This window comes from Amycolatopsis stemonae (genome assembly GCF_054781455.1).
Genome location: NZ_BAAGUJ010000002.1, coordinates 889,652 through 909,802, shown reverse-complemented (window position 1 = coordinate 909,802; position 20,151 = coordinate 889,652). Strand labels below are relative to the sequence as shown.

Below are 20,151 nucleotides of genomic sequence, written 5' to 3'. Positions count from 1 at the left end.
CCGTCCCCGACCAGCGAACACCAACCCATGACAGCCGACTCAGTAAGCCCGCTTCCCCGGTCTTCGTCCCCGCGTGAGGCCCCAGCCGCCGTCGTCGCGATGGTCCGGCTCATCCGGGACAGCTGGGCCAAGTCCGAGCCGTACATCGCGGAGATCTCGCAGTTCTTCTACGGGATGCTGTTCACCCTCGCGCCGACCACGCGCGACTTCTTCCCGATCAACATGGAGATCCAGCGCGGCCGGCTGGTCCGCGCCCTGGTGCACATCGTGCAGATGGTCGACCGGCCCGACGACCTCGCGCCGTTCCTGCGCCAGCTCGGGCGCGACCACCGCAAGTTCGGCGTGGTGCCCCGCCACTACGAAGCCGTCGGCACGGCGCTGCTGGCGTCGCTGAAGAACCACCTCGGCCCCGAGTGGACGCCCGAGGTCGAACGGGCCTGGGCCGAGGCGTTCACCATCGCCGCGCGGGCCATGCAGGACGCGGCCGCGTCCGACACGAACCCGCCGTCGTGGTCGGCGACCGTGGTCGAGCACCGGCGGCTGACCTGGGACCTCGCCCTGGTGCGGCTGGTGCCCGACCAGCCCGTGCCCTACCACCCGGGGCAGTACGTCAGCGTCGAAGTCCCGCAGCGGCCGCGGCTGTGGCGCTACCTCTCGCCGGCGAACGCGCCGCGCGAGGACGGCGGCATCGAGTTCCACGTCCGCGCGATCGACGGCGGCTGGGTGTCCAGGGCGATAGTCAGCCACACGCAGCCGGGCGACGTCTGGCGGCTCGGCCCGCCACTCGGCCGGATGACGGTCGACCGCGAAGCGTCACGAGGCGTGCTGATGATCGCCGGCGGGACGGGCGTCGCGCCGCTGCGCGCGATCCTCGACCACCTCGCGCTGTGGGGCGACAACCCGAAGACCCACCTGTTCTACGGCGGACCCACCCGCGAAGACCTCTACGACCTCGAAGAACTGCGCGCGCTCGCGTCGACCAACCCCTGGCTGACCGTGACACCCGTGGTGGAGCGCGGCGGCGACGTCCCCGGCTTCGAGCAGGGCACGCTCGCCGAAGCCATCACGCGGTACGGCGCCTGGCCGCAGCACGACGTTCTCGTCTCCGGCTCGCCGGCGATGATCCGCGCGACGGTGTCGCGCATGCTGGTCGCGGGCAGCGCGCTGGACCAGATCCAGTACGACCCGTTCACGATCGACTAGTTCGCGTTCCCGGCAAATGCAATCCGCTTTTCCGGTGAGCAGTTCCAGCTAAATAGACACCCGGCATCGGGTGAATCGGGCGGGAGATCATTTTTACGCTGTGCCAGCCGGGGTTGACCCGCCGTGGCGAAATTGGTCCGTTCGGGCGGGAACGCGCGTAATCACGCGCATCTGCACGGGAATGCGCCTACTGTCGAGAACCCTCGGGGGCGGCACCGCCACAGCGACGCCGCGACCACGGCGCGAAATGCCTTTGCACGACTGGAGAAAACCGTTCCCGATGAGTGCCGATTCCCTGAAGATCTCCGCGCCCGTGGCGACCGTTCCCGTTTCCGCCGTGGAAGGTCGCGAACTGGCCCGGCTGATCCGTGAAAGCTTTGCCCTGATCGAACCGAAAGCCGACGAACTCGCGCAGTACTTCTACGGCGCGTTGTTCGTGGTGGCCCCGGATTGCCGCGACCTGTTCCCGGTGACCATGGCGACCCAGCGCAGCCGGCTGCTGCGCGCGCTCGTGTACGTGGTGCAGATGGTCGACCGGCCCGACGAGCTGGTGACGTTCCTCGGGCAGCTCGGGCGCGACCACCGGAAGTTCGCCGTCGTGTCCCGGCACTACGACGCCGTCGGGGTCGCGCTGCTGGCCGCGCTGAAACGGTTTCTCAAGGACAAGTGGACCCACGAAGTCGAATCGGCCTGGACGACCGCGTACGGGCTCATCTCGAAGATCATGCGGGAGGCCGCCCAGGCGGAGACCGGGCCGGCGTCGTGGGCGGCGACCGTGCTCGAGCACCGCAAGCTCGCGCGCGACGTCGCCCTGGTCAAGGTGCGCACCGAGGGCCTGCTGCCGTACCGCGCGGGCGGGTACGTCAGCGTGGAGGTGCCGCAGCGCCCGCGGTTCTGGCGCTACTTCTCACCGTCGAACGCGCCCCGCGGCGACGGCCAGCTCACCTTCCACGTGCACGCGGTGCCCGGTGGCTGGGTCAGCGGCAGCATCGTCAACCACACGAAACCGGGCGACGTCTGGCGCCTCGGGCCGTCGATGGGCGTGCTGAACGTGCGGCCGACCACCACCAAGCGGAAGCTGCTGATGATCGGCGGCGGCACCGGCGTCACGCCGTTGCTGGCCATCCTCGACGACCTCGCGCGCTGGAAGCGCAACCCGCCGGTGCACCTGTTCTTCGGCGGCCGAAGACCCGACGACCTCTACGCGCTGGACGACCTGCGCCGGTTCGCCGCGACGGCCAAGTGGCTGACGGTCACCCCGGTGACCGAAGAGGGCGCGCTGGCCGGCGGCGACCGCGGCACGCTCGCCCACGCCGTGACGCAGCGGGGCACGTGGAAGGACCACGACGTGCTCGTCTCCGGTTCGCCGCCGATGATCCAGGCGACCATCGCGAAGCTCCTGGCCCGCGGCATCGACCTCGAACGCATCTCCTACGACCCGTTCACCATGGACTGAGGAACTCTCAGCGGGCCGGGCGGCCCGGCCGGAATCTCGCTATCTTCGCCGATATGGAGATGACTATTCCGGTTTCGGACGGCACGATCGGCGGCTACCTGGCGGAGCCCGCCGGCGAGGGCCCGCACCCGGGCGTGGTGCTCATCCACGACGCGTTCGGGCTGAGCCAGGACACGAAGAACATCACGGACCGCTTCGCCGCCGAGGGTTACCTCGCCCTCAGCCCCGACATGTACTCGCGTGGCGGCTTCCGGCGCTGCGTGCGTCGCGTGTTCTCGGACATGTTCGCGAACCAGGGCCGGACGTTCGACGACATCGAGGCGGCCCGTTCGCTGCTGGCCGCGCGCGAAGACTGTTCCGGCCGGATCGGCATCGCGGGCTTCTGCATGGGCGGCGGCTTCGCGCTCATCGCGGCGTCCCGCGGGTTCGAGGCGTCCGCGCCCTACTACGGGCAGCTGCCGAAGAACCTCTCGGTGCTCGACGACGCCTGCCCGATCGTCGCCAGCTTCGGCAAGAAGGACTTCTCGCTGCGCGGTGCCGCGGCCAAGCTCGAGACGGCGCTCACCGAGCGTGAGATCCCGCACGACGTCAAGGAGTACGACGGGGCCAGCCACGGGTTCGCGAACAAGGTCGAGGTCGCGCCGCCGCTGAACCTCCTGCTCAAGGTCGTCGGCTTCACCTACCACCACGAAGCGTCCGAAGACGCGTGGCACCGGGTGACGACGTTCTTCGGTGAACACCTGCGGCAACCCGCCCCACCTTCGCACTGAGCCGAGCGGGCGAGCGGTTTCGCCGAATGGTCGTAGTTCGTTGACCGTTGTGCCCGATTCACCTTATGGTCTAGACCACATCTTCCCCGGATGTGCTCGTTCGTCCTCCCCTGGAACACCGCTGTTCCCCCTCGAGGAGCCGAAATGACCTGGAAACGCAAGCTCTTCGCGGCCACAGCCGGCGCTCTGCTCGCCCCGGTGCTGGTCGTCGTCCTCCCCGCCACGACCGCGAGTGCCCACGGGTACGTCTCGGACCCGCCCAGCCGGCAGGCCAACTGCGCGGCCGGGAAGGTCCCGAACTGCGGCCAGATCGTCTACGAACCCCAGAGCGTCGAAGGTCCCAAGGGCCTGCGCAGCTGCAATGCCGGGCTGGCGCAGTTCGCCGAGCTGGCCGACGAATCGAAGCCCTGGCCGGCCAAGTCGGTCGGCACCTCGGTGACGTTCAACTGGGTCTTCACCGCCCGGCACGCCACCAAGAGCTACGAGTACTACGTCGGCAACACGCTCGTGGCGTCGTTCAACGGCAACGGCCAGCAGCCACCGGCGACGGTCCAGCACACGGTGAACCTTTCCGGCTACTCGGGCCGGGTGAAGGTGCTCGCGATCTGGAACATCTCCGACACGGCCAACGCGTTCTACAGCTGCATCGACCTCCAGATCGGCGGTGGCGGGACGACCCCGCCGCCGACGACCACCCCGCCCCCGACCACGACTCCGCCGCCCACCACGACCCCGCCCCCGACCACCACCCCGCCGCAGAGCGGAACGTGGGCGCCCGGCACGGCGTACCAGGTCGGCGACGTCGTCACCTACGGCGGCGCGAGCTACCGCTGCATCCAGCCGCACACCGCGATCGCGGGCTGGGAACCGCCGAACACCCCGGCGCTGTGGCAGCGTCTGTGAGGGTGCTGCTCGCCGTCGTCGCGCTGCTGCTGACGGGCTGCAGCGCGACGGCGGCTCCTCCCGCCTACAACGCGGCCGACGTGATGTTCCTGCAGATGCTGATCCCGCAGAACCAGCAGGGCATCGAGATCGTCCGGCTGGCCGCGAACCGGCAGTTGCCCGGCGAGCTGAAAGTGCTGGCCGCGGCGATCGAGTCGACCCAGCAGACCGAGATCGACGACATGAAGGGCTGGCTGCGCGCCTGGTCCCAGCCCGAGACGATGGACCTGAACCCGCAGGCCCACGCGGGCCACGGCGGCATGCAGATGACGGCGCCCGACGTCGTCGGCGCCCTTCGGACGGCATCGGACCGCGAGTTCACCCGCAAGTTCCTGGACGTGCTCACCGGCCAGCAACAGGGCGCGGTCGAGCTGGCCCGGACGGAGAACGGCGCGAGCGGCGGCGTCAACGGCCCGGCGCGTGACCTGGCCCGGCGGGTCATCGAATCCCGGACCGCCGAAGTCCGGCAACTGCTCGACTTCAAGGCCTGACGCCGGGAGCGCGGCCGCCCGAAATCCGGTTGGCCGCCGCGCTCCCGGCGGCTAGCCTCGCGATCATGATGTACTCCTACGCGGTCTTCGCGAGGTTGCGCACCCGCCGCTGACGGCGGCGCACCTCTTCGTCCTTGCCCGCCGTCCCGGTCATCGCCGGGCGGCCCCTTTCGTGCTGCCCGGCTCCTTCCGAGCTGCGGAGCATCCCTTGAATTCCCTTGCGACAGACCATGTCCACCTGCGCGCGGAAAACGTCGGCGTCACCCTCGGCTCACGCCGCGTGCTGCACGACGTGAGCGTCACCGTCTCACCCCGGTCGCGGCTGGCGATCGTCGGCGAGAACGGGCGTGGCAAGACCACGCTGCTGCACGTCCTCGCCGGGCTGCGGGCGCCCGACCAGGGCACCCTCCACCGCGCGGGCACCGTCGGCGTCGCGCGGCAGGCGCTGCCGTTCCGGTCCGGCGAGACCGTCGGCACGCTGACCGCCGAAGCCCTGCGTGCCGCCCAAGACGCGTTGCGGGCCCTCGACGCGGCCGTTTCGGACTTCGCCGAAGACCGCTACGCCGTCGCGCTCGAAGCGGCCACGCGCCTCGATGCGTGGGACGCCGGACGCCGCGTCGACATCGCCCTCGAAGCCCTCGGCGCGTGCACCGACCGGGCCCGCGAGCTGAGCACGCTCTCGGTCGGGCAGCGCTACCGCGTGCGCCTGGCCTGCCTGCTCGGCGCGCGGCACGACTTCCTGCTGCTCGACGAGCCCGGCAACCACCTCGACGCCGCCGGCCTGGCGTTCCTGACCGACCGCCTGCGCGGCCACGACGGCGGCGTCGCGCTGGTCAGCCACGACCGCGCGCTGCTCGCCGACGTCGCGACCGAGTTCCTCGACCTCGACCCCAGCCAGGACGGCCGCCCGCGCCGCTACGCCGGCGGCTACCAGGCCTGGCAGGACGGCCGCCGCCGCGACCGCGAACGCTGGGTGCAGGAGTACGAGGAGCAGCAGGACACGCACCGGCAGCTCACGCTCGCGGTGGCGCGGGCACGCGACCGGCTCAGCACCGGCTGGCGGCCGGACAAGGGCACCGGACGGCACCAGCGCCAGTCCCGCGCACCGGGCGTCGTCCAGGCGCTCAACCGGGACCGGGCGGCGCTGGAAGCGCACCGCGTGACCGTGCCCGAGCCGCCGTTGTCGTTGCGGTGGCCCGATCTCGGCTCCGGCGCGCAGGCACTGGTCCGCCTGCACGACGTCGGCGTCGCCGGCCGCCTCGCGGGTCCGGTGACGCTGTCGCTCGACCGCGGCGACCGCCTGCTCGTCACGGGCGAGAACGGCGCGGGCAAGTCGACGCTGCTCTCCGCGCTCGCCGGCGAACTCCCGCCGACGACGGGTGCGGTGCGGCACCTGCCCGGCGCGAAAGTGGCCCTGATCGGCCAGGAAGTCCCGGCGTGGCCCGGGGAACTGACCGCCCGCCGGATCTTCGAGCAAGCCGGGGTGCCGTTCTCGGGCATGGGCCTGCTCGACGCGGAAGCCGTGCGCACGCCGGTCGGCCGGCTGTCCCAGGGCCAGCAGCGGCGGCTCGACCTGGCCCTGCGGCTGGCCGGGCGCCCGGACGTCCTGGTCTTCGACGAACCGACCAACCACCTGTCGGCGGCGCTCGTCGAGGAGCTGACCGAGGCCCTGCTCGCCACCCCGGCCGCGGTCGTCGTCGCGACGCACGACCGCCGGCTGCTGGCCGACCTCGCGGCCTGGCCGCGGCTGGACCTCTGACGCACGAAGGCCTCCCCGAACTCGCCGGGGAGGCCTTCGTCGTGTCGGAACGTCAGCGGCGCTTGGGCCGCCAGACCACCATCGCGGTCTGCTGGTTGAGCGGGACCAGGTCCCGGCGGTAGGACGCGTGGGCCGCCGCCGCGGCCTGTTCTCCGGCCGCGTACGCCGCGGCCAGTTCTTCGGTGAGCTCGGCGAGCCGCGCCCGCAGCGCGTCGACCTGGTTCTCCAGCTCGATGATGCGCTTGATGCCGGCCAGGTTGACGCCGTCCTCCTGCGACAGGCGCTGGACCTCGCGCAGCAGCGCGATGTCCCGCATCGAGTAGCGCCGCCCGCCACCGGAGGTGCGGCCCGGCGACACCAGGCCCTGCCGGTCGTAGGTGCGCAACGTCTGCGCGTGCATCCCGGCGAGCTGAGCCGCCACCGAGATGACGAACACCGGGGTCTCTTCGTCGCCTTCCTGCGGAATCCCGCCGAACATCCCGCTCACCTGCCTTCGAGCAGATCGGTGATCTCGGGCCGGGGGTCGTGCCCGGCCATCGCCTCGGCGTACGCCTCCAGTGCCTCGCGCGCCTTGTCGTCCAGTTTGGCGGGAATCGCCGCCTGGAGGGTGACGAGCAGGTCACCTTGCGAACCGTCGCGCTTGGCGATGCCCTTGCCGCGCACCCGCAGCACCCGCCCGCTCGCCGTGCCCGGCGGCACCTTGAGCGAGACCTTGCCCTCGAGCGTCGGCACCGTGATCGTCGTGCCGAGCGCCAGCTCGGTGAAGTCCACGGGCACGGTGATCGTCAGGTCGAGGCCCTTGCGCCCGAACAGCGCGTGCGGGGCCACGTGCACCCGGACGTACAGGTCGCCCGCCTGCGCGCCACCCCGGCCCGGCTCGCCCTGACCGGCCAGCCGGATGCGCTGGTCGTCGTCGACGCCCGGCGGGATCCGGACGGTCAGCGTGCGGGTCCGCGTGCTGACGCCTTCGCCGCCGCACTCGGGGCACGGGTCGTCGATGATCTGCCCGCGGCCGCGGCAGTCGCGGCACGGCTCGGAGAACGCGAACGCACCCTGGCTGCGGCTGACCAGCCCCGACCCGGAACAGGTCGGGCAGGTCCGCGGCGACGTGCCCGGCTTCGCGCCGTTGCCGCCGCACGTCGAACAGGTCGCCGGGCTCGACAGCCGCAGCGGCAGGGTCGCGCCCTTGACCGCTTCGACGAAGTCGATCCGGACGTCCGTCTCGACGTCGGCGCCGCGCTGCGGCCGGTTGGCCGTCGCGCCCGCCGTCGTCCGGCCGCGGCCGAACAGCCCGCCGAGGATGTCGCCGAGCCCGCCGAAACCGCCCTGCTGACCGCCGGCGCCGGCCTGGCCGAAGATGTCGCCCATGTCGAAGCTGCCGGTGCCGCCGCCACCGGGGAAGTTGAACCCGCCCCCGCCGCCGAACAGCCGCCGCGCCTCGTCGTACTCCTTGCGCTTGCTCGCGTCGGAGAGCACCCCGTAGGCCTCGGAGACCGCCTTGAACTTCTGCTCCGCCTGCGCGTTGCCGGCGTTCGCGTCCGGGTGGTTCTCCTTGGCCAGCTTGCGGTAGGCCTTCTTGATCTCGTCCGCTGTGGCGTCGGAGGAGACGCCCAGTTCACGGTAGAAGTCCTTGCCGATCCATTCCCGTGCGCTCATCGGGCGTCTCCTCCTTCCACTGGGTTTCCGTTACTGCTGCCGGTCATCGAGTCCGCCGTCGAGTGGCAGCTCGCCACCGACGGACGGGTCCACCGGGGCCGCGCCGGGCTCGTGGTCGGTCACGCCGACCAGCGCCGCCCGCAGCACGCGGTCCCCGAAGCGGTAGCCGCGGCGCATGACCACGGTGACCGTCGGTCCCGCCACGTCCGGCGAGGTGTTGTGCTGCACGGCCTCGTGCACGCTCGGGTCGAAGGCCTCACCCTCGACGCCGAACGACTCGAGCCCCGCGCGCTGCAGGCCGCTGATCAGCTTTTCGCCGACGGCCTTGAACGCGCCGGTGAGGTCACCGTGCTGCTCGGCCCGCTCGAGGTCGTCGAGCAGCGGCAGCAGGTCGTTGACCACGGTCGCCTTCGCGCCGAGGACGACCGCCTCGCGGTCGCGCTCGACGCGCTTGCGGTAGTTGGCGTACTCGGCCTGCAGGCGCTGCAGGTCGGCGGTGCGCTCGGCCAGCTCCTTCTCGACGTCGGAGACGACCGTCACCGACTCGTCCACAATGGACTCGCCGAGCGAGGGGCCCGCGTGCTCCACGGGCGTGCCCTCCGGCTCCGGCGCGGCGTGGGCCGGACCGGGCGGGCGGACCTGCCCGGTCTGGGGGTCCACCCGCCGCCGATCGCGTACGACCACCGGCTCCTCGGGGCCGCGGCCCTGGTTCTCGGATTCGTCGTAGCTGTGGGTCACTTCTTCTCGTCCTCTTCGACGATCTCGGCGTCAACGACGTCATCGGCCTTGGCCTGGCCACCGGCCGCACCGGCGTCCCCGGCCGCACCCGCGGCACCCTCGGCGCCCGGCTGAGCGGCGTTCGCGTTGGCGTACAGGGCGGTGCCCAGTTCCTGCGAAGCGGCGTTCAGCTTCTCGATCGACTCGCGGATCTTCGCCGAGTCGGTGCCCTTCAGGGCCTCGTTCGACTCGTCGATCGCCGACTTGACCTTGCCCTTGAGGTCCTCGGGCAGCTTGTCGTCGTTGTCCTTGAGGAACTTCTCGGTCTGGTAGACCAGCGTCTCGGCCTGGTTGCGCGTCTCGGCCTCTTCGCGACGGGTCTTGTCCTCCTCGGCGTGCGCCTCGGCGTCCTTGACCATCCGCTCGATGTCGTCCTTCGGCAGCGCGGAGCCACCGGTGATCGTCATCGACTGCTCCTTGTTCGTGCCCAGGTCCTTCGCGGTCACGTGCACGATGCCGTTGGCGTCGATGTCGAAGGTGACCTCGATCTGCGGCACGCCACGCGGAGCGGGCGGGAGACCGGTCAGCTCGAACATGCCGAGCTTCTTGTTGTGCGCGGCGATCTCGCGCTCACCCTGGAACACCTGGATCTGCACCGACGGCTGGTTGTCGTCCGCGGTGGAGAAGATCTCCGAGCGCTTGGTCGGGATCGTGGTGTTGCGCTCGATGAGCTTGGTGAACACGCCACCCTTGGTCTCGATGCCGAGCGACAGCGGCGTGACGTCCAGCAGCAGGACGTCCTTGACCTCGCCCTTCAGCACACCGGCCTGCAGCGCCGCGCCGACCGCGACGACCTCGTCCGGGTTCACGCCCTTGTTCGGCTCGCGGCCGCCGGTCAGCTCCTTGACCAGCTCGGCGACGGCCGGCATGCGGGTGGACCCACCGACGAGCACGACGTGGTCGATGTCGCCGACGGAGATGCCCGCGTCCCGGATGACGTTGTTGAACGGCGCCTTGGTCCGGTCGAGCAGGTCCGAGGTGATCTTCTGGAACTCGGCGCGCGAGAGCTGCTCGTCGAGGAACAGCGGGTTCTTGTCCGCGTCGACGGTGATGTAGGGCAGGTTGATGCCGGCCGAGTTCGAGCTGGACAGCTCGATCTTCGCCTTCTCCGCCGCCTCGCGGATGCGCTGCAGCGCCATCTTGTCCTTGGTCAGGTCGATGCCGTTCGTGGCCTTGAACTTGTCGACCAGCCACTTGACGATGCGCTCGTCCCAGTCGTCACCACCGAGGTGGTTGTCACCGGAGGTCGCGCGGACCTCGACGACGCCCTCGCCGATTTCCAGCAGCGAGACGTCGAAGGTGCCACCACCGAGGTCGAAGACCAGGATGGTCTGCTCCTTCTCGCCCTTGTCCAGGCCGTACGCCAGCGCGGCGGCGGTCGGCTCGTTGACGATGCGGAGCACGTTCAGGCCGGCGATCTGCCCGGCCTCCTTGGTGGCCTGCCGCTGCGCGTCCTCGAAGTACGCCGGAACGGTGATCACCGCGTCGGTGATGGTCTCGCCCAGGTACGCCTCGGCGTCACGCTTGAGCTTCATCAGCACCCGGGCGCTGATCTCCTGCGACGTGTAGTTCTTGCCGTCGATCTCGGTCTTCCAGTCGGTGCCGATGTGCCGCTTCACGGACCGGATGGTCCGGTCGACGTTCGTCACGGCCTGGTTCTTGGCCGGCTGACCGGTCAGCACTTCACCGTTCTTGGCGAAGGCGACGATCGAGGGGGTGGTCCGGGAGCCTTCCGAGTTGGCGATGACCGTCGGCTCGCCGCCCTCAAGGACGGCTACGACCGAGTTGGTCGTGCCGAGGTCGATGCCGACCGCTCGCGCCATGGTGCTTTCCTCCTGTGTAAGCCTGCTATGTACGTGACCTGCACGTTCGTCCCCGCCTTGAGCGGGTACGTGGCAAGTTTAGTCGGGTCCTCACGCACCTCGTCAAGCCGGACTTGAGTCGACTGCGCTCAACCTTCGTACCCAGCCTAACGAGCCGTTCCCGGTTCTTGTTCCCGGGTTCCGCGGGATCGCCCGGCCTGAGTGGGTGTGATGCCGCTCACCAGGCCCGCGCCGAGGCGGCTGCCCACCACGCCTGGCCGCGTCGCCGGTCGGTTCAGGAGCGGCGGCCGGTCCAGGAGGAGCGGAAGAAATCGGGGTTTCCCTGCTGCACAACGACTTCCGCCGGAGTGCCGACCCCGGAAGTCACTCGGTAGTGGGAATCCGCGGCGACCGGCACCCCCAGCGCCGGCGCCGCGGCCTGCTCCCCGCGGGTGAAGCCCACGACGCCGAACATCGCGACGGCCCCCAGCAGCGCGGCCGCCAGCACGCGCCGTTCGATCTTGCCCATGGTGAAAACGCCCCCGTGGTAAGGAAAAGGTCAGGCCGCGCGGACCGTGACGCTGCCGCTGTCGGTGGTGAGGTCGAGCGTGTTCGGCGCGGAGCCGTCGGTCGGGACGTCGACGCTGCGGTGCCCGCTGTCGCTGTCGCCGACGACGCGGTACGGCCCGCCCGGCACCCGCACGTCGATGCTGCCGCTGTCGGCCTTGATCGTGACGTTGTTCGCCTGTACCAGCGAAAAGTCGACGCCGCCGCTCGACGACGTCACGTCGACCGGACCGCGGACGCCGGTGCCCCGGATGCCGCCGGAATCGCTGTGCAGCTGGACCTCGCCGACGTTCCGCAGGTCGGTCCCGCCGCTATCCATCCGCAGTTTCACCAGGCCGGGCACATCCTCGACCCGGGCGTGCCCCGAGTCGGCCTGGACGTCCACGCTCGCCACCCCGGCGATGTCGAGCCCCCCGGAGTCGACCCGGCCGGTGACGGGCACGCCCGCGGGGACGACGACCTCGAAGTCGACCGAGCAGTTGGTCCCGCAGTCGGTGAGCACGAGCTGGTCGCCGTCGACGCGGTAGAAGGTGTCACCCGGTTTGCTGCGCCAGTGGTAGTCGACTTTTTGGTGCACCGTCGACGGTCCGGTGCCGGTGCGGATCTTCACCGACCCCGCGTCGCCTTCCAGCTTCACGCTGCGGATCGTTTCCGAAAGGGTCTGGGTGTTCTCGAAGTCCGAGCCCCAGCCCCAGCCGAACGCGGTCGCCAGGCCGACGCCGATCAGGACGATGCCACCAAGAGCCAGGAGCGGGCGTGCCATGGTCGTTGGTCCCCTCAGTGTTGTTCCCTCTGCGTGAGAAAACGTTAGGACCGGGGGAAGGGCGGGCACATGGGGGTAACCCCCCGAAAGACCCTGAGATCCGTCCCTGACACGCGGGGGCGGGGCCGGGGGCCTAACCTGGCGCCAGACTCCAGTTCCGTGATCAGGAGGATCCATGCCGCAAGCACCCGGCCCGTACGAATCCCTGCCCGACGTGCCGTCCTTCACCCTGCGCAGCACCGACGTGGCCGACGGCGAAACCCTGGCCACGCCCCACCTCTCCGGCATCTTCGGCGCCGGTGGCGAGGACCGTTCGCCGCACCTGTCCTGGGAAGGCTTCCCCGCGGAGACGAAGAGCTTCGCGATCACCTGCTACGACCCGGACGCCCCCACGGGCAGCGGGTTCTGGCACTGGGCCGTGTTCAACGTCCCGCCCTCGGTGACGGAGCTGGCCTCGGGCGCGGGCGACGGCTCGGGCCTGCCGGAAGGCGCGGTCGCGCTCAAGGGCGACGGCGGCGTCAAGCAGTTCCTCGGCGCGGCGCCGCCGCCCGGGCACGGCCCGCACCGCTACTACTTCGCGGTGCACGCGCTGGACGTCGACAAGCTGGACGTGCCGGAGGACGCGACTCCCGCCTTCCTGGGCTTCAACATGTTCGGGCACACCCTGGCCCGCGCGGTGCTCACCGCGGTCTACGAGAACAAGGGCTGACGTGGGAAGGCCACTCCCGCCGGTCCGGGTCGTCTCCCCGGACGACTGGCGGGAGTGGCGCGACCTCCGGCTCCAAGTCCTTCGCGACGCTCCGCACGCGTTCAGTGCCACGCTCGACGACTGGCTGGACGCGCCCGAGGAACGCTGGCGGGAGCGGCTCCGCGGCTCCCACAACGTGATCGCCGACTTCGCCGGTGGACCGGTGGGAATGGCCACCGGCTTCCCGGACGAAGGCACCGTCGAACTCGGCACGATGTGGGTCGCGCCGCCCGCGCGCGGGCGCGGGGTCGGCGAGGCGCTGGTCCGCGCGGTCGTCGACTGGGCGGCCCCGCGCAAGGTGACGCTGCGGGTCGCCGACGGCAACACCGCCGCTCTCGCCCTCTACCGGCGGCTCGGGTTCACGGGCGACGGCCGGCTGGAACACCGGGCACAGTCTTGAGAAGCCGGTGTCAGCGCAACGACTCGGTGTTCACGCCCTCGCGTTCCAGGTAGCGGCCCTTGGTGTGCTCGCCGAAGCCGAACTGCCGGTACAGGCCGTGCGCGTCGGCGGTGTGCAGCATCCAGCGGAAGCCGGCGCCCGGACCGTTGTCGATCATCTCCCGCACGAGCTCCTTGCCGAGGCCGGCTCCGCGCGCGGAGCCGACGACGAACACGTCGGCGAGGTAGGCCGAGCTGACGCCGTCCGAAAAAGCCCGTGCGAAGCCGACCTGTTCGGTGCCGCGGTAGGCGCCGACGACTCGCCACGAACCCTCGACGGCCGCTTCGACCTGCTCGCGCGTGCGCCAGCGGCCCCAGTAGGCCTCGGTGGAGAGGAACTTCCACACCACGTCGAGGTCCAGCCGGGCCCGGTCGTCGTCGAGTTCGTGGTCACCGAAGATCCGCATACCCCGGAAGTTAACCCAGGCGGCCGGATCAGCCCCACTGATATTTCAGGAACTTCCCGTCCATGGTGACGACCACGCGCTCGCCGCCCGGGTCTTCGCGCCGCGAGACGTCGAGCTTGAAGTTGATCGCGCTCATGATCCCGTCGCCGAACTGCTCGTGGATGAGCTCCTTGATCGTCGGCCCGTAGACCTGCAGGACCTCGTAGAAGCGGTAGATCGTCGGGTCGGTCGGCACCACGTCGTCGAGGGCGCCGCGCGTGGGTTGCAGCCGCAACGCGGCTTCGGCGTCGGAGTCCAGCTCCAGGACCTGGGCGGCTTTCGCGGCCAGCTCGGCGGGCACCGGGTGCTGGCCCAGCAGCGCGGACGTCGTCCACGCGAGCGGCGCGTCGAGGGTTTCGGCGAGCTGGGCCCAGCTGAGTCCGAGACGGACCTTCGCGGCGAGGACGGCTTCGGCGGCTTCCTGCTTCGTCGTCATGCGCCCGACGCTAGAGCCGGGGTGTTTCAGCGAGGTTTCAGCAGGTAGTCGACAACCGGGCGCAGCTCGTCGGCGGACGGTGGCTCGTCGTCGATCAGGCCCTGGATCAGCAGCCCGTCGATGCCCGCGAGGAACACCCGGAACGCCACTTCGTCGTCGTGGCGGACCATCGACGTCAGGACGTCGAGCCAGCGGCGGGCGGCCGGGCGCAGCTCCGGCTTCCGCGCCGCCAGCAGGTACAGCTCGTACTCGGCCATCGTGCGGCCGCGCCGCGGGCCCAGTGCCTCGGCGAGCAGGCCCGCGACCTCCTCGGCGCCGCGGGAGCCCCGCGAGCGGGCCCGGTCGATCATCCAGTAGACCTCGGTCGCCATGTCGCGGGCGCACGAGATGAGCGTCGCGATCAGCAGGTCGTCCAGCGACGAGAAGTGGTACGTCGTGGACGTCGTCGGCACGCCGGCCTCGGTCGCGACCGTCCGGTGCGTGACGCCCGCGACGCCGTCGCGCTCGATGACCCGCAGCGTCGCCTCGATGATCTCCGCGCGCCGCTTCTCCCCGCGTGCCTTGCGGCCGTCCACCTGCAGTTTCACGTCGACGCACTCCCGACTTCGATCAGCACGACGCCGCCGATGACCAGCGCCAGCCCGGCGATCATGGCCGCGTTGACCGGCTCCTTGAGGAACACGACGCCGACGATCGCGACCAGGGCGACGCCGGCCGCGGCCCAGATCGCGTACGCGACGCCGATCGGCAACCCCATCTTGAGCACGTACGACAGCGCGACGAACGCGACGGCGTACCCGGCCACCACGACGATCGACGGCCCGAGCTTCGAGAAGCCCTCGGAGAGCTTCAGCGAGACCGTCGCGGACACCTCGGCGGCGATCGCCAGCGCGAGGAGAAGGTACGCACCCATAGGGTGAAAACTACCTGAACGATCGTCCCGAAACAAAGAGCGACGTACACCACATCGGTGGGACTTAGCCCCACTCAACGGGTTACTCATCAGTAAGAAGCATTAGTCTGCCCGAACCACCACAGCTCGATCCGGACGAAAGGCACCCGAACGATGGGCGCTCTGCAACTGACGCTCGGCGGGATCTCGGTCCTGCTCGGCGTCGTCGCCTGGGGAATGTTCGCCGCGACGATCGCGCGCTTCGTGCGCGTCATCCGTCTCGGGCAGCCCGACTCGACGCGCAACGGCCCCTTCATGCCCCGCATGAAGACGTTGGTCAAGGAGTTCGCCGCGCACACGCGGATGAACCGCAAGCGCAGCGTCGGCCCGGCCCACTGGCTCGTCATGTGGGGCTTCCTGCTCGGCTCGCTCGCCCTGTTCGAGGCCTACGGCGAGGTCTTCGTCCCGACCTGGGGCTGGCCGATCCTCGACGACTTCCCGCCGTTCCAGCTGCTCATGGAGCTGCTCGGGGTGGGCACGATCGTCGGCATCCTGGTGCTGATGGCGATCCGCCAGCGCAACCACCCGCGCCGCGCCGACCGCCAGAGCCGCTTCCAGGGCTCCAACTTCAAGTGGGCGTACTTCATCGAGGCCGTCGTGCTCATCGAGGGCATCGGCATCCTCGGCGTCCGCGCCGCGAAGGCCGCGCTGGGCGCGCACGAGACGCCGACCTGGGCCGCCTTCGTCTCGAACCCGGTCGGCGAGCTGCTGCCGGCCAGCCCGAACCTGGTCACGGTGTTCGCGTTCGTCAAGCTGATGAGCGCCACCGTCTGGCTGATCGTCGTCGCGCGCACGATGACCATGGGCATCGCCTGGCACCGCTTCAGCGCGTTCTTCAACATCTACTTCAAGCGCGAGGCCGACGGCGGCGTCGCCCTCGGCGCGCTCAAGCCCATGATGAGCGGCGGCAAGGTCCTCGACCTCGAGGAAGCCGACCCGGACGAGGACACCTTCGGCGTCGGCAAGGTCGAGGACTTCAGCTGGAAGGGCTGGCTGGACTTCTCGACGTGCACCGAGTGCGGCCGCTGCCAGGAGCAGTGCCCCGCGTGGAACACCGGCAAGCCGCTGTCGCCGAAGCTGGTCATCACGCAGCTGCGTGACCACGCCTACGCGAAGGCGCCGTACCTGCTGGCCGGCGGCAAGCGCGACATGGCGGGCGACGAGGTCGGCCTGTCCGGCGAGAACATGTACGCCGGGATCGACGTCCTCGCGATCGCCGAGTCCCAGAAGGCCTTGATCGGGGACGACGGCGGCGTCATCGACCCCGACGTCCTGTGGTCCTGCACCAGCTGCGGCGCCTGCGTCGAGCAGTGCCCGGTGGACATCGAGCACGTCGACCACATCGTCGACATGCGCCGCTACCAGGTGATGATCGAGTCGAACTTCCCGAGCGAGCTGAACGGGATGTTCAAGAACCTGGAGAACAAGGGCAACCCGTGGGGCCAGAACGCCAAGGACCGACTGGCCTGGACCGAGGACCTCGACTTCGAGGTGCCGGTGTTCGACGGCGACCTCGGCGACGCCGAGTACCTCTTCTGGGTCGGCTGCGCCGGCGCGTTCGAGGACCGCGCGAAGAAGACGACGCGCGCCGTCGCGGAGCTGCTGCACATGGCCGACGTCAAGTACACGGTGCTCGGCTCGGAGGAGTCCTGCACCGGTGACCCGGCTCGCCGCGCCGGCAACGAGTTCCTCTTCCAGATGCTGGCACAGCAGAACGTCGAGGTCCTGAACTCGGTGTTCGAGGGCCGTGAGCGCAAGGCCCGCAAGGTCGTCGTGACCTGCGCGCACTGCTTCAACACCCTCGCCAACGAGTACCCGGAGCTGGGCGGCCAGTTCGACGTCGTGCACCACACGCAGCTGCTGAACCGCCTGGTCCGCGAGAAGCAGCTGGTGCCGGTGGCGCCGGTCGCCGAGGACGTCACCTACCACGACCCGTGCTACCTCGGCCGCCACAACAAGGTGTACGAGGCGCCGCGCGAGCTGGTCGGCGCGACCGGGGCGCAGCTGCGTGAGATGCCGCGGCACGGCGACAAGTCGATGTGCTGCGGCGCGGGCGGCGCTCGCATGTGGATGGAAGAGAAGATCGGCAAGCGGATCAACGTCGAACGCGTCGACGAGGCGCTCGGCACCGCGCCGTCGAAGATCGCGACGGGCTGCCCGTTCTGCAAGGTGATGCTGAACGACGGCCTCACCGCGCGGCAGGCCGACGGCAGCGCGAGCGAGAAGGTCGAGATCGTCGACGTCGCGCAGATGCTGCTCGAAGCGGTCAAGCGGAAGCCGGAGCCGAAGCCCGTCGCCCTCGGCGCGCCGTCGCTCTCGGAAGAAGACTGACGCGATTCGCAGAAAACGCACGGCCCCGGTCAGGACTTCCTGGCCGGGGCCGTTTTCGATTGCGGGAAAGACCGCTCCGGCGAATTGGTAACGGCTGAACTACCCGTTGTCACAGCGACCGAAGACGTCCACTAGCTGGGATTTCCGTGATGGCAATCGATTACCCGAAGATCGTTCATGATAATCACTGAAATGGCCCATCGTGCCAATGACAAACGACGACCTGAAGACTGGACATCCGGCGTATCCTGACGTTTCCTCGCCGCCACCGCTGCCTGCGAGGACCCACTCGACGATCACGGAATCAGGGGGCAGCGAGGATGGGCGACGACCTGCGGACCACGGGCACCGGGCGCGGGGAAGATCGTCATTCCGCCACCGGCAGGCACACCCTCCGCGAGGATCCGCCCGTCGAGGAGAGCCGGATCACCGAGCCGCTCGGCCACGTTCCCGCCCAGCGCACCCTCGTCCGCCCGTACGTCCTGACGCGCGGCCGCACGCAGTCGCGGCGGCACCTCGCGATCGAAGCGCTCGTCTCGACCCGGGCCGGCGCCCACTGGAACGGCGCCCGGATCGCCGGCGAGTTCCGCTCGGTCCGGACGCTCTGCCGCCACCCGCGCTCGGTCGCCGAGGTCGCGGCCACGCTCAGCGTGCCGCTCGGCGTCGTCCGCGTGCTGCTCGACGACATGGCCGAGCAGGGCCTGGTCACCATCCACGACACCCGGGTGAACACGGAAGGCCGGCCGGCGGTGGCGCTCATGGAGCGCGTGCTGCACGGCCTGCGCCGCCTCTGACCATTACGCTCACCAGGGTGACCGAGGACAACGGGAACGCGGGGGGCGAAAGCACCCTCACCGTTCTGCTCGCCGGGGGCGTCAACCTGGCCATCGCCGTGATGAAGCTGATCGCGGGGATCATCACCGGGTCCGGCGCGATGCTGTCCGAAGCGGCGCACTCGGTGGCCGACACGTTCACCGAAGTCCTGCTGCTGACGGCCTTGAAGCGTTCGTCGCGCCCCGCCGACCGGATGCACCCCTTCGGCTACGGCAAGGAGCGCTACTTCTGGTCACTGCTCGCCGCCGTGTCGATCTTCGCTTCGGGCTCGATGTTCGCCCTCTACGAAGGCGTTTCGACGGTGCTCGGCCACGGCGAGGCCCAGAGCACGTCGATCCTCAGCTACATCGTCCTGGCGATCGCGTTCTGCCTCGAGGGCACGTCGTGGCTGCAGTCGATCCGCCAGGTCCGCCGCGAGTCGAAGGACGAGAACCGGACGTTCTGGACGTACCTCCGGCTGATCGACGACCCGGCGCCGAAGACCGTGCTGTTCGAGGATTCGGCGGCCCTGATCGGTCTGCTGCTCGCGTTCTTCGGCATCCTGCTGCACCAGCTCACCGGCTCGGAGATCTGGGACGGCGCCGCGTCGATCGCCATCGGCCTGCTGCTCGCCTGCGTCGCCTACCTGCTCGGGCGGACGAACCGGGGCCTGCTCATCGGGCGCCAGGCCGACCCGCAGATCGTCCGCGGCATCCGCGACCACCTCTCGGCGGCGCCGGAGATCGAGGCCGTCGTCGACCTGCAGACGATGCTGATGGGCACCGACCAGGTGCTGGTCTGCACCCGCGTCGACTTCGACGACTCACTCGGCGCCGCGGACCTCGAACGCGCCTGCGTCCGGCTGGCGGCCGAGCTCACCGAGCAGTTCCACGACGTCACCGAGGTGTTCATCGAGCCCGTGCCACGCACCGATCCCGAGCTGCGGGCGCGGGTCCTGGAGCGCTACGGCGACATCGCCGAGCGGTGGAACCGGCAGGTGCCGGGCCCCCAGTAGGGCTTCAGCCTCAGTAGCCGAAGTCCTGGACCCAGTACCAGCCCTTCGTCGTGACGCCGACGCCGATCTTGGTCAGGGAGCAGTTCAGGATGTTCGCGCGGTGGCCTTCGGAGTTCATCCACGCGTCCATGACCTGCGCCGCGGACGTCTGGCCCTTCGCGATGTTCTCGGCGCCCGGCTTCGAGTAGCCGGCGTTCTTGATGCGCTGGTCGAACGTCGTCCCGTCGAGACTGGTGTGGGAGAAGAAGTTCTGGGCGGACATGTCGTCGCTGTAGTCCTGGGCGGCCGTCGTCAGGTGCGGCTCTTCGGACAGCGGCGCGCAACCAGCCTTCGCGCGCTCGTCGTTGACGAGGTCGATGACCTGCGCGGCGGTCGAGGGCGCGACGCGGGCCGCGGGCTTGGTGCTCGGCGGCGGCGCGGCTTCGGACGTCGTCGGCTGCGGGCTTTCGCTGGTCGTGCTCGGCGCCGGAGCCGCGCTGGACGTCGCCGGGGCCGGGGCGCCGGTCGTGGGCGGCGTCGTGGTGCGGACCTGACCGCCGGCCAGGTCGGTGCCGCTGCCGCCACCCGACCCCGCCGGCGCATGGGGAAGCACCAACGCCGCGGCGCCCAGCTCGGCGGTGTTTCCTTCCGCCGAAGCCATCCAGGTGCCGGCCGCGGCAGAAAAAACGCCGATCAGCACACTGAGTGACACCATCACCACGCGAGCACGTTCACCAATGGGGGACACGGCGCGAGAACGTATCACGAGACGATTACGGCGAGAACCCTGCGAACGCACTGGTCACA

At 70.1% G+C, this 20,151-nt stretch carries 23 protein-coding genes; 11 read left to right on the top strand and 12 right to left on the bottom strand.

Annotation, left to right across the window (positions count from 1 at the left end; genetic code table 11):
- The first annotated feature begins 27 nt into the window (after nucleotides 1-27).
- The 5 genes from ACYVLJ_RS10555 (at nucleotide 28) to ACYVLJ_RS10535 (ending at nucleotide 4,862) form a co-directional block, all read left to right on the top strand.
- Nucleotides 28-1,203 (top strand): globin domain-containing protein, encoded by a 1,176-nt coding sequence (locus tag ACYVLJ_RS10555; RefSeq protein WP_451970013.1) that lies wholly within the window; start codon nucleotides 28-30, stop codon nucleotides 1,201-1,203.
- A gap of 352 nt (nucleotides 1,204-1,555) precedes the next feature.
- A complete protein-coding gene (locus ACYVLJ_RS10550) occupies nucleotides 1,556-2,659 on the top strand; it encodes a globin domain-containing protein (RefSeq protein ID WP_460438635.1) in 1,104 nt (367 codons plus the stop codon).
- Nucleotides 2,660-2,712: 53 nt separating this feature from the next.
- Nucleotides 2,713-3,429 (top strand): dienelactone hydrolase family protein, encoded by a 717-nt coding sequence (locus ACYVLJ_RS10545; protein WP_451970015.1) that lies wholly within the window; start codon nucleotides 2,713-2,715, stop codon nucleotides 3,427-3,429.
- Between the two features lie 144 nt (nucleotides 3,430-3,573).
- Entirely contained in the window at nucleotides 3,574-4,332 is a 759-nt protein-coding gene (locus tag ACYVLJ_RS10540) for a lytic polysaccharide monooxygenase (protein WP_451970017.1), read from the top strand.
- Nucleotides 4,329-4,862 carry a DUF305 domain-containing protein gene (locus ACYVLJ_RS10535; protein ID WP_460438464.1) on the top strand — a complete coding sequence of 178 codons (534 nt, stop codon included), beginning with the start codon at nucleotides 4,329-4,331 and terminating at the stop codon, nucleotides 4,860-4,862. Before ACYVLJ_RS10540 ends, ACYVLJ_RS10535 begins: the two co-directional genes overlap by 4 nt.
- 76 nt (nucleotides 4,863-4,938) lie before the next feature.
- Here the strand turns inward: ACYVLJ_RS10535 and ACYVLJ_RS10530 are convergent, their stop codons facing one another.
- A complete protein-coding gene (locus ACYVLJ_RS10530) occupies nucleotides 4,939-5,067 on the bottom strand; it encodes a hypothetical protein (RefSeq protein WP_451970021.1) in 129 nt (42 codons plus the stop codon).
- Nucleotides 5,068-5,070: 3 nt separating this feature from the next.
- Here ACYVLJ_RS10530 and ACYVLJ_RS10525 point away from each other — a divergent pair, with 3 nt between their 5' ends.
- A complete protein-coding gene (locus ACYVLJ_RS10525; RefSeq protein WP_460438463.1) occupies nucleotides 5,071-6,621 on the top strand; it encodes an ABC-F family ATP-binding cassette domain-containing protein in 1,551 nt (516 codons plus the stop codon).
- 52 nt (nucleotides 6,622-6,673) lie between these two features.
- Here ACYVLJ_RS10525 and ACYVLJ_RS10520 read toward each other — a convergent pair whose 3' ends face one another.
- From ACYVLJ_RS10520 to ACYVLJ_RS10495, 6 genes are all read right to left on the bottom strand, one after another.
- Nucleotides 6,674-7,099 carry a heat shock protein transcriptional repressor HspR gene (locus tag ACYVLJ_RS10520; RefSeq protein WP_364510460.1) on the bottom strand — a complete coding sequence of 142 codons (426 nt, stop codon included), beginning with the start codon at nucleotides 7,097-7,099 and terminating at the stop codon, nucleotides 6,674-6,676.
- Between the two features lie 5 nt (nucleotides 7,100-7,104).
- Nucleotides 7,105-8,277 (bottom strand): molecular chaperone DnaJ, encoded by a 1,173-nt coding sequence (gene dnaJ / locus ACYVLJ_RS10515; RefSeq protein WP_451970025.1) that lies wholly within the window; start codon nucleotides 8,275-8,277, stop codon nucleotides 7,105-7,107.
- A 30-nt stretch (nucleotides 8,278-8,307) separates the two neighbouring features.
- Nucleotides 8,308-9,015, bottom strand: a complete 708-nt coding sequence (gene grpE / locus ACYVLJ_RS10510) for a nucleotide exchange factor GrpE (protein ID WP_451970026.1) — start codon at nucleotides 9,013-9,015, stop codon at nucleotides 8,308-8,310.
- Nucleotides 9,012-10,877 carry a molecular chaperone DnaK gene (gene dnaK / locus ACYVLJ_RS10505; protein WP_451970027.1) on the bottom strand — a complete coding sequence of 622 codons (1,866 nt, stop codon included), beginning with the start codon at nucleotides 10,875-10,877 and terminating at the stop codon, nucleotides 9,012-9,014. Before dnaK ends, grpE begins: the two co-directional genes overlap by 4 nt.
- A 274-nt stretch (nucleotides 10,878-11,151) precedes the next feature.
- Nucleotides 11,152-11,385, bottom strand: coding sequence for a hypothetical protein (locus tag ACYVLJ_RS10500; RefSeq protein WP_460438462.1), 234 nt, complete (start codon nucleotides 11,383-11,385; stop codon nucleotides 11,152-11,154).
- A 30-nt stretch (nucleotides 11,386-11,415) separates the two neighbouring features.
- A complete protein-coding gene (locus ACYVLJ_RS10495) occupies nucleotides 11,416-12,186 on the bottom strand; it encodes a DUF4097 family beta strand repeat-containing protein (RefSeq protein ID WP_451970030.1) in 771 nt (256 codons plus the stop codon).
- Between the two features lie 175 nt (nucleotides 12,187-12,361).
- Here ACYVLJ_RS10495 and ACYVLJ_RS10490 point away from each other — a divergent pair, with 175 nt between their 5' ends.
- On the top strand, nucleotides 12,362-12,895 hold the full coding sequence (locus tag ACYVLJ_RS10490) for a YbhB/YbcL family Raf kinase inhibitor-like protein (protein ID WP_451970032.1): 534 nt from the start codon (nucleotides 12,362-12,364) through the stop codon (nucleotides 12,893-12,895).
- A gap of 1 nt (nucleotide 12,896) precedes the next feature.
- Nucleotides 12,897-13,334 carry a GNAT family N-acetyltransferase gene (locus ACYVLJ_RS10485; protein WP_460438461.1) on the top strand — a complete coding sequence of 146 codons (438 nt, stop codon included), beginning with the start codon at nucleotides 12,897-12,899 and terminating at the stop codon, nucleotides 13,332-13,334.
- Nucleotides 13,335-13,344: 10 nt separating this feature from the next.
- Here the strand turns inward: ACYVLJ_RS10485 and ACYVLJ_RS10480 are convergent, their stop codons facing one another.
- Genes ACYVLJ_RS10480 through ACYVLJ_RS10465 form a run of 4 tightly spaced genes read right to left on the bottom strand, consistent with a single transcriptional unit; the run spans nucleotide 13,345 to nucleotide 15,167 of the window.
- Entirely contained in the window at nucleotides 13,345-13,779 is a 435-nt protein-coding gene (locus ACYVLJ_RS10480; RefSeq protein ID WP_460438460.1) for a GNAT family N-acetyltransferase, read from the bottom strand.
- A 28-nt stretch (nucleotides 13,780-13,807) separates the two neighbouring features.
- A complete protein-coding gene (gene cynS, locus ACYVLJ_RS10475) occupies nucleotides 13,808-14,254 on the bottom strand; it encodes a cyanase (RefSeq protein WP_323324900.1) in 447 nt (148 codons plus the stop codon).
- 26 nt (nucleotides 14,255-14,280) lie between these two features.
- Entirely contained in the window at nucleotides 14,281-14,841 is a 561-nt protein-coding gene (locus ACYVLJ_RS10470) for a TetR/AcrR family transcriptional regulator (protein ID WP_451970040.1), read from the bottom strand.
- Complete coding sequence (locus tag ACYVLJ_RS10465; RefSeq protein ID WP_460438459.1) at nucleotides 14,838-15,167, bottom strand: DMT family transporter; 330 nt, start codon at nucleotides 15,165-15,167, stop codon at nucleotides 14,838-14,840. The genes ACYVLJ_RS10470 and ACYVLJ_RS10465 overlap by 4 nt, the downstream gene beginning before the upstream one ends.
- A 153-nt stretch (nucleotides 15,168-15,320) precedes the next feature.
- On the opposite strand from ACYVLJ_RS10465, the gene ACYVLJ_RS10460 reads away from it, so the two are divergent.
- The 3 genes from ACYVLJ_RS10460 (at nucleotide 15,321) to ACYVLJ_RS10450 (ending at nucleotide 19,365) form a co-directional block, all read left to right on the top strand.
- Complete coding sequence (locus tag ACYVLJ_RS10460) at nucleotides 15,321-17,537, top strand: (Fe-S)-binding protein (protein ID WP_460438458.1); 2,217 nt, start codon at nucleotides 15,321-15,323, stop codon at nucleotides 17,535-17,537.
- Between the two features lie 320 nt (nucleotides 17,538-17,857).
- Nucleotides 17,858-18,331: a DUF742 domain-containing protein gene (locus ACYVLJ_RS10455; RefSeq protein WP_460438457.1), complete on the top strand. Its 474-nt coding sequence runs from the start codon at nucleotides 17,858-17,860 to the stop codon at nucleotides 18,329-18,331.
- Between the two features lie 17 nt (nucleotides 18,332-18,348).
- Nucleotides 18,349-19,365, top strand: coding sequence for a cation diffusion facilitator family transporter (locus tag ACYVLJ_RS10450; protein ID WP_460438456.1), 1,017 nt, complete (start codon nucleotides 18,349-18,351; stop codon nucleotides 19,363-19,365).
- Between the two features lie 10 nt (nucleotides 19,366-19,375).
- Here the strand turns inward: ACYVLJ_RS10450 and ACYVLJ_RS10445 are convergent, their stop codons facing one another.
- Nucleotides 19,376-20,065, bottom strand: a complete 690-nt coding sequence (locus ACYVLJ_RS10445; RefSeq protein WP_460438455.1) for a CAP domain-containing protein — start codon at nucleotides 20,063-20,065, stop codon at nucleotides 19,376-19,378.
- Between the last annotated feature and the right edge of the window lie 86 nt (nucleotides 20,066-20,151).

Bases quoted from the DNA above. Each gene is read 5' to 3' on its own strand.
- ACYVLJ_RS10555 (WP_451970013.1), top strand. From the start codon at position 28: ATGACAGCCGACTCAGTAAGCCCGCTTCCCCGGTCTTCGTCCCCGCGT.
- ACYVLJ_RS10545 (WP_451970015.1), top strand. From the start codon at position 2,713: ATGGAGATGACTATTCCGGTTTCGGACGGCACGATCGGCGGCTACCTG.
- ACYVLJ_RS10540 (WP_451970017.1), top strand. From the start codon at position 3,574: ATGACCTGGAAACGCAAGCTCTTCGCGGCCACAGCCGGCGCTCTGCTC.
- ACYVLJ_RS10530 (WP_451970021.1), bottom strand. From the start codon at position 5,067: ATGCTCCGCAGCTCGGAAGGAGCCGGGCAGCACGAAAGGGGCCGCCCG.
- ACYVLJ_RS10520 (WP_364510460.1), bottom strand. From the start codon at position 7,099: ATGTTCGGCGGGATTCCGCAGGAAGGCGACGAAGAGACCCCGGTGTTC.
- dnaJ (WP_451970025.1), bottom strand. From the start codon at position 8,277: ATGAGCGCACGGGAATGGATCGGCAAGGACTTCTACCGTGAACTGGGC.
- dnaK (WP_451970027.1), bottom strand. From the start codon at position 10,877: ATGGCGCGAGCGGTCGGCATCGACCTCGGCACGACCAACTCGGTCGTA.
- ACYVLJ_RS10500 (WP_460438462.1), bottom strand. From the start codon at position 11,385: ATGGGCAAGATCGAACGGCGCGTGCTGGCGGCCGCGCTGCTGGGGGCC.
- ACYVLJ_RS10495 (WP_451970030.1), bottom strand. From the start codon at position 12,186: ATGGCACGCCCGCTCCTGGCTCTTGGTGGCATCGTCCTGATCGGCGTC.
- ACYVLJ_RS10490 (WP_451970032.1), top strand. From the start codon at position 12,362: ATGCCGCAAGCACCCGGCCCGTACGAATCCCTGCCCGACGTGCCGTCC.
- ACYVLJ_RS10480 (WP_460438460.1), bottom strand. From the start codon at position 13,779: ATGCGGATCTTCGGTGACCACGAACTCGACGACGACCGGGCCCGGCTG.
- cynS (WP_323324900.1), bottom strand. From the start codon at position 14,254: ATGACGACGAAGCAGGAAGCCGCCGAAGCCGTCCTCGCCGCGAAGGTC.
- ACYVLJ_RS10465 (WP_460438459.1), bottom strand. From the start codon at position 15,167: ATGGGTGCGTACCTTCTCCTCGCGCTGGCGATCGCCGCCGAGGTGTCC.
- ACYVLJ_RS10460 (WP_460438458.1), top strand. From the start codon at position 15,321: ATGGGCGCTCTGCAACTGACGCTCGGCGGGATCTCGGTCCTGCTCGGC.
- ACYVLJ_RS10455 (WP_460438457.1), top strand. From the start codon at position 17,858: ATGGGCGACGACCTGCGGACCACGGGCACCGGGCGCGGGGAAGATCGT.